General features: G+C 58.2%; 6 protein-coding genes and 1 pseudogene. 2 read left to right on the top strand and 5 right to left on the bottom strand.

The genetic code is table 11. From position 1 onward, the window contains the following. The 5 genes from RE6C_RS33175 to ilvB all read right to left on the bottom strand — a co-directional run. On the bottom strand, positions 1-182 hold a 182-nt coding region (locus RE6C_RS33175; protein ID WP_039963650.1), incomplete at its 3' end, for a hypothetical protein. A gap of 140 nt (positions 183-322) precedes the next feature. Further along, a complete protein-coding gene (locus RE6C_RS27745) occupies positions 323-1,231 on the bottom strand; it encodes a sugar phosphate isomerase/epimerase family protein (protein ID WP_008662088.1) in 909 nt (302 codons plus the stop codon). Positions 1,232-1,413: 182 nt separating this feature from the next. Then, positions 1,414-2,331, bottom strand: a complete 918-nt coding sequence (locus tag RE6C_RS27750; protein ID WP_008662092.1) for a serine/threonine protein kinase — start codon at positions 2,329-2,331, stop codon at positions 1,414-1,416. Positions 2,332-2,334: 3 nt separating this feature from the next. After that, complete coding sequence (gene accD / locus RE6C_RS27755; RefSeq protein ID WP_008662095.1) at positions 2,335-3,273, bottom strand: acetyl-CoA carboxylase, carboxyltransferase subunit beta; 939 nt, start codon at positions 3,271-3,273, stop codon at positions 2,335-2,337. Between the two features lie 8 nt (positions 3,274-3,281). Further along, positions 3,282-5,075 (bottom strand): biosynthetic-type acetolactate synthase large subunit, encoded by a 1,794-nt coding sequence (gene ilvB / locus RE6C_RS27760; protein ID WP_039963651.1) that lies wholly within the window; start codon positions 5,073-5,075, stop codon positions 3,282-3,284. Positions 5,076-5,222: 147 nt separating this feature from the next. Between ilvB and RE6C_RS27765 the strand changes: the two genes are divergently transcribed. Then, positions 5,223-5,663 carry a fluoride efflux transporter FluC gene (locus RE6C_RS27765; protein ID WP_008662100.1) on the top strand — a complete coding sequence of 147 codons (441 nt, stop codon included), beginning with the start codon at positions 5,223-5,225 and terminating at the stop codon, positions 5,661-5,663. Beyond that, a pseudogene (locus tag RE6C_RS27770) lies at positions 5,660-7,252 on the top strand (exo-alpha-sialidase); the annotation flags it as partial. The gene RE6C_RS27765 and the pseudogene RE6C_RS27770, both read left to right, overlap by 4 nt.

The following is a 7,252-nucleotide window of genomic DNA, read 5'->3' on the forward strand; positions in this document are numbered from 1 at the left end:
GTCGTCGTTTCAAATGCTTTCGCGAGAGCGGGTTTGCCGGCGAAGAACGATCGCCAAGCGGGGCCTGGCCTACGTGGTGGGGTGGATTGCAAAGTGCAAATTGACAAATGCAACTTGCAAAATGTTCGTGGCTCGGCAAGCGTGATTCCACCGGTCAGCACTTGCCACTTTGCAATGTCCACTTTGCAATTTGCAATTGCCCGTAGGCCATGTCTCACATGGCGACCGCGCCGATGCTTTGAAACAAAGCGAGTCGTCCTTTCAAATGCTTTCGCGAGAGCGGCGTTTGCCGACGAAGAGCGATCGCCAAGCGGGGCCTGGCCTACTTGACGCCGAGGCGTTTTTGGAGGGTCTTCAGGTCGGTGGTCATCGCTTCAAGATGCTGGGGCACAAGCTTGGGATCACGATGGTCGAGGTATTCTTCGTGCAATGAGATCGGGCAATTCAGGTCGCTGGCTTTCACCGCATCGAAGAACTTTTGACTGACCAGCCCATCGCCCAGCGGCACGTTGGTGACTCGGCCATCGACCCATTGGAAATCTTTGACGTACAGCATCCGAACGCGAGGCTGGATCATTCGCCAAGTCACCGGCCAACTCATGCCGCCTTCGACTTGTGCGTGCCGGATGTCATAGACAACGCCCATGTGGTCCGGCGAGATGTCAGAAAGAACTCGATCCAGATCCCACAGCGACGCACCCAGGTAATTTTCTCCAGCGTGGTTTTGATAGAGCGCCTGCATGCCGATCTTCCCGCAGTAATCCGCGAGTTCGCCAAATTGTTGCTTCCAGTGATCAAGTTGGTGTTTGACTGGCTGCTTGCGGTTGTACTTGCCATACCGCATGCGGAATCGCGAGACGCCCAAATCGGCGGCCGTTTCGAGGACGGTGGCTCGATGAGGATCGTCCATCGAGCCAATGTCGGTCGTGATGAGGGTGATTTCGAGACCGTGTTTTTGCATCGCTCGCTGCATCACGGGCAGCTTCTCGGCCGCGTCGGCGGGTTCGACGTTGCCACCTTTTCGCACGGTGGCTTCGACGCCATCAAAGCCCGCTTTTGCAAGTGCCGCGGCCATCTCATCAAACGACATCGAGTTGAGCGGTTTGGTGAAAACGCAAATGGGCCAACGGCCGTTGGTTTCAGAATCGGCCGCGAAAAGATTGCTGGTTGGCAGCGAAGCAAGGGATGCGGCAGCGAGAGAGCCCGCAAGGAAATCGCGGCGGTGGGGCATGATGGATTCCGTGTGAACGGTGAGCTGTGGGGTGGGATTCGAGAGCCGCGAAAGCCGAGTGGCGATCAGTGGCTGGTTCCAGTTTAACCGAACCGTTCGCCACCGTTTTCATGCGTGTGGCTGTGCCGAGTTCATCGGCGAAGAATGGGGCACGCCCCGACGAGTGAGCGAGCTATCGCTGGCTAGCTGACGAAGGCGGATTCGAGTCCGCGAGTTTGTGAGAGAAACTCTTTGATCGACGGCAATCGGTTGTCCACGTTGGGCTCGATCATTCGCGTGATCACGCGAGCAACTTTGGGATGAACGTCTTCGCGGCGTTCCAGGATCGGAGTCGCGGTTTCGGTATCGTGTTGCAGCGCCGCTCGCCCGGTGACAATCTCACCTTGCCATGGATGTTGGAATGTCAGCAGGCAGTAGAACGTCACGCCAAGCGAGAACACATCGACGCGTTTGTCGGTCGCTCGGCGGCGTACGATTTCGGGGCACATGTAAAGCGGTGTCCCGGTTCGGTTTCCCGGAGCCATGAACGGAGGTGTCGCTGGCACGGTCAAGCCGAAGTCGATCAGTCGCACGCCGGAGACGGTTTCTTCGCCGTCTTTGGGTGGAGTGCAAATGAAGTTGCGGGGGCAGACGTCGCGGTGGATGAAGCCTTGTTCGTGCACGTATGCGAGTGACTCGGCCATCTCTCGCATCAGCAGCATTTCTTTGCCGTTGATGACTTCACGTTTCTTGCGAACGATGACGTCTTGGATACCGGCACCGGCGATGTATTCCATCACCAAGATACGTTGGTTCTTTGCCGTGATTCCATGTTCGAAAGTCTTCACGATCAGCGGATGCTTCATCTGCATCGCGATCTCGCCTTCGGAAGGTTTGTTCAAACCTTTAAAGCGGCTTTCGAACAGTTCGTATTTTTCAGGGTCGAGGATTTTGACCCCGACGTTCTCTTTTCGTTCCAGGTCGTAAGCAACGAAGAAGTTGCTCATCGTTCCCGTCGCTGCGGTCCGTGAACGCTCGAATCGTTTTTCAACGTCGATTCTCTTTAGCGAACCACCGCCGCCTTTGGAGAATGCGCCCATGATCGAATCGAGCAAGCCCATCGGTTACTTCCCGCAATAGTCGATGGCGGTGGCGATTTCCGTCTTCAACGATTTTCGATGAACGATGCGATCGATGTAGCCATGTTCCAGCAGGAATTCGCTGGTTTGGAACCCTTCGGGCAATTCGATGCCGATGGTCGCTTTGATCGTTCGCGGCCCGGCGAAACCGATCAAGGCTTTGGGTTCAGCGAAGACCAAGTCGCCGAGGGATGCGAAGCTGGCAGCGACGCCGCCCATGGTTGGGTTGGTCAGCACGCTGATGAACAAACCGCCCGCGGCGTGGTATCGCGAAAGGGCAGCGGAGACCTTGGCCATTTGCATCAGCGACAGAATGCCTTCATGCATTCGAGCACCACCACCGGAAGCGCTGATGATGATCAAAGCCAAGTTTTGTTCGGTGGCACGTTCGATCAATCGAGTCAGGCGTTCGCCGACAACCGATCCCATGCTGCCCATGATGAAGGCACTGTCGGTCACTGCGAAAGCGACTCGTCGAGCGCGGATCATGCCGGTGCCGGTCAGGACCGCGTCGGTCAGTCCGGTGCGTTTTTGTTCGCCAACCAGGCGTTCGGCGTAGGAACGACGATCGCGAAATTCCAACGGGTCGGTTGGCCGAAGATGTTCGTTCATCGGTTCGAACGTGCCATCATCGAGCACTTGAGCGACACGTTCCCACGCGCTCACGTAAAAGTGATGGTCGCACTGTGGGCAGACGTTCAGACGCTGCTGAACTTCTTTGTAGAACAGCGAGGCGCCGCACGAGTCGCACTTCCGCCACACGCCCTCAGGCACACCTCGTTTCCGATTCCCGGCCGTGTTCGGCGCGGGGCGGTTGGGTGCGTTGGGGGTTGGTGCTGCGTCGGTTGCGGTCGACGTCGATGAGGGGTTCGGTTGCCCGTTTTTTTCCACTGCGGGGTTTTCCACTGCGGTATCCATTTCCACTTTCAGGATCAGTCCAAGAGCATGTCGTCCACGGTCATTCCACCGGGGATCATTGGCAGCACGTGTTCTTGGTAGGGCACTTCGACGTCCAGCAAGAAGGGGCCTTTGTGATCAATCATTTCTCGCATGGCACCTTCGAGGTCCGCTTTCTTTTTGACCGTGGCGGCACCGCATCCGTAGCCTTTGGCGATTTGCACAAAGTTCGGGTACCGGTCGCTGGCGTATTCGAAGCGATCCGCGGTGCTCTTGCCCTTGGCTTCTTCGTGATCGATGGGGCCAAGGTAGGTGTGAGCACGGTTGCGATCCATGAATCGGTCTTCCCACTGAACCACCATTCCCAGGTGTTGGTTGTTCAGCAGCAGGACTTTCACGGGCAGCTTTTCGCAGAAGCACGTTGCGAGTTCTTGGATATTCATCTGGAAGCTGCCGTCGCCATCGATGTCGATGACCAGGGCGTCCGGGTGAGCGGCTTGCACGCCCATGGCGGCCGGCAATCCAAAGCCCATCGTGCCGAGTCCCGAGCTGCTCATCCAAGTCCGAGGGTTGCGGAACTTGAAGAACTGAGCGGCCCACATTTGGTGCTGTCCCACGCCAACGCTGACGTAGGTCTCGCGATCGGCGGTGATGTCGCTGAGCGTCGCGATCGCGTGCTGTTGCAAAATGCCGTCGAACGAGTTGTCGTACTTCAGTGGGTACTTGGCTTTCAGCTCGGTGCAGGTTTTCTGCCAAGCTTCGATTTCGGGAGGCTGAACGATTTTGTTCAGCTGAACAAGCACATCCTTCACGTCGCCGCGAACCGGGATGTGGGCTTGTTTGTTCTTGTTCAGTTCTGACGAATCGATGTCGACGTGGATGATTTTCGCGTCTTTCGCGAACGCTTCCACTTTGCCGGTCACTCGGTCATCAAAACGCACGCCCAATGCGATCAACAAATCGCAATCGCGAACGGCGTAGTTGGCGTAGGCGGCACCGTGCATGCCCAACCAATCGAGCGAACGAGGGTCATCGGGCGAGACCGCGCCCAGTCCCATGATGGTTGTGACCGTTGGAATGCCTGTTTTCTTGATCAGCTCGCGAAGTTCTTCGCTGGCTTCACCAGAAATGATCCCGCCACCGGCGTAGATGACAGGTCGACGAGCCAGTTTGATGGCCGCAGCCATCTGCTTGATCGTTTCGCCGGCGACTTTGGGAGCCTCGGGGCTGTATCCCGGCAGATCCATTTCTGGATCCATGTCGATTGGGAAATTGCCCAACTGCACGTCTTTGGGCATGTCCACCAAAACGGGGCCGGGGCGACCGCTGGTTGCGATGTGGAAGGCTTCCTTCATGACGCGAGGCAAATCGGCCAAGTCGGTCACGAGGTAGTGGTGTTTGGTGATTCCGCGGCAGATTTCCACCATCGGAGTTTCTTGGAACGCGTCGGTTCCGATCGCTCCCGTGGGAACTTGGCCGGTGATGCACAGCATGGGGATGCTGTCCAGTTTCGCGTCCGCGATGGCGGTGACCAAGTTGGTGGCACCGGGGCCGCTGGTTGCCATCACCACGCCGATTTTGCCGGTGCTGCGCGAGTAACCCTGTGCGGCGAAGGCACCGCCTTGCTCGTGCCGGGGCAAAATCGTGCGGATCGAGTCCCCGTACCGGGTCAGGGCTTGGTGCATCGGCATGCTGCATCCGCCGGGGTAGGCGAACAAGACTTCGACGCCGTGATCGACCAACGATTTGACGAGAACATCGGCTCCATTCATCGGTTGCTGATCGCCTTTCGCGGCGTTGGCGCTGGAAGAGCTCGAAGCGGTACTCATCGGTGGTGGTCTACTGGGGACAGAGTGGGATTCGAAAAGAGTCGAAATGGACCTTGCTCCGATCATCAAAAACTTCCGAAGCTAGGACCCTCCAACGTAAATTCCTCAGCCCTGACTGGCAATGGTGAAAACGCGGAACTGTCCTCAATGACCTTTGTTTCAGACCTGTTCGCGATCGCCCTAGGCGGCTCCATTGGGGCTGTTCTGCGCTACTTGATCACGTTGACGGTGGTTTCTGCCCCGCTAAGTGGTTGGTTGACGCTTCATGGCAGTGTCGGCACGACGCTTGCCAACTTGCTCGGGTGCTGCGCCCTGGGGGGACTATTCCAGTTCTCTCAAGCCCTGGTGGCGTCTGATTGGGTCGCAACGGGCTGGGCAGCCTCTTTGGCACACCCCCGCACACTCTTGGCGGTGCGAATCGGTGTTTTGGGCAGTTTGACGACATTCAGCACCCTGATCGGCGAAACCGCCGTGTTCGCCTCGCAAGGCCGTATTCTGGCCAGTTCGATGCTGCTGGGGATCAATGTCATCGCTGGTTGGTGCCTCTTTTGGGCCGCTGCGGCGGTCGTTCGGAATTGGACCTCATGATCGCTTCTGTCGTTTCACTTCCCATTCAAAATTGGGGCGTTCGGTTGCTGCCGTTGCTGGCGGCCCTGCTCGCCGGATGGATCGCCACTCCCGCCGCCGGCCAAACCATGCCGGGTTTTTACCGAGCGTTTGGCAACACGGGCACGACCCGCAGTCGTCATGTGGCCACCGCTCCGGAAAGCTTTGATCTGCCGGCCGCCTATGTTTCGACCTCGCAGTTCGCCGACGACGCCTCGTTGCATGCGGTTTCGGTCTCGCCAGACGGCAAAGTCCTGGTCGCGGTCGGTGATTGGGGCGTGATCGTCCGCAGCGAAGACGCTGGGCTGACGTGGCGAAACTTCGCTTCGGGAGTCGACGTCGCGTTGTGTGATGTTCGCTTTTTGACCGAAACCCGAGTGGTCGCGGTCGGCGGTGGCTACGAACCGGTCACCGGGCTGAGTCGCGGCGTGGCTTTGGCCAGCGACGATGCGGGACGAAGTTGGCACCGCGTGGATTCGTCCGATGCGACCAAGTTGCATCGCATGGCGATTCGCAACAGCTTTGATGCCGAGCCGCTCCCCGCCGGGTCGATCGAGGCAATTGGTGATGACTCCGAGGCGACCACCGCAAACCGATTTCACTCGTTCGATGGCGGGCTGACTTGGTTGGAAGACACATCGCAATCGATCGAATCCAAAAACACGCTGCGAGATTGGCTGCGTCAAGATGTTCTGGACCAGGCCAGTCAATCGGCTCGGCAAACCAAAGGCGAAGGTTGGCGAGTCCGTGTTGGCACGCATGGTTTGATTGAACGATCCACCGACAATGGCGAAACGTGGCAACCGGTCCGTGGTGCTGATCGAGGTGCCGCGGTGATGTTCGTGGCGGCTTCGGAACACTCCGTGCCGTGGGCGTTGATCGGTCGTGAAGCTCTGGAGATGAATCGGCGTGTTGTTGTGGTGATGGATTCCGCCACACCTGCAAATTCAGAAACCGTCCGCCTGCTTGGTCGACTTCGACATGCCGCGATGCGACTGGGAGTCGGTCGAACCGATTGGTGCAGCACCGCAACATCGGAACAGGAACCATCAGCGGGCCTGTTGCGCGAGCATCAACCAGCGGTGGTGGTGTTGGATGCCGATTTGCCAGCGTCGACGCGGGATGCTTGGGTCAGTGCAACATTGGACGATTCCAACTTTCCTCGGACCGCATCGCTGATACGCAAACAGCCTCGACGCGTTTACACCAGCGAGCTGCAATTCGATTCCGCTGGCAGTTCCTCGCGTGCGGTGGCACTTCGCAGTGATGCGTTGTTGTCCGGCCGAGCTGTTTTGGTGGGCGACCTGGCATCGGATGCGATGATGGTGGTGACTCCTGGGATGGCGGTGCCAGACAGCGTGGTGGTGTCGCCAGTTCCGGGAACCTCCACCGAACTTCGGCGAGATCTGTCGTTGACCGGTGGGCTGGTCTTGGCGTCTGGTCAGGAATCAAGTGCTGGGACGACCGACCAAGCCTCACGCAGACGTTTGCAAATCGCGACTGCCAGAATGAGTCAGCTGACACGGCTGAAAGACTTGCTGTTGGATCCAGGGCTTCGGCCAAAGGAACTC

Origin of the sequence: Rhodopirellula europaea 6C, from assembly GCF_000338295.1 — a bacterium.
GTDB classification, from domain to species: domain Bacteria; phylum Planctomycetota; class Planctomycetia; order Pirellulales; family Pirellulaceae; genus Rhodopirellula; species Rhodopirellula europaea.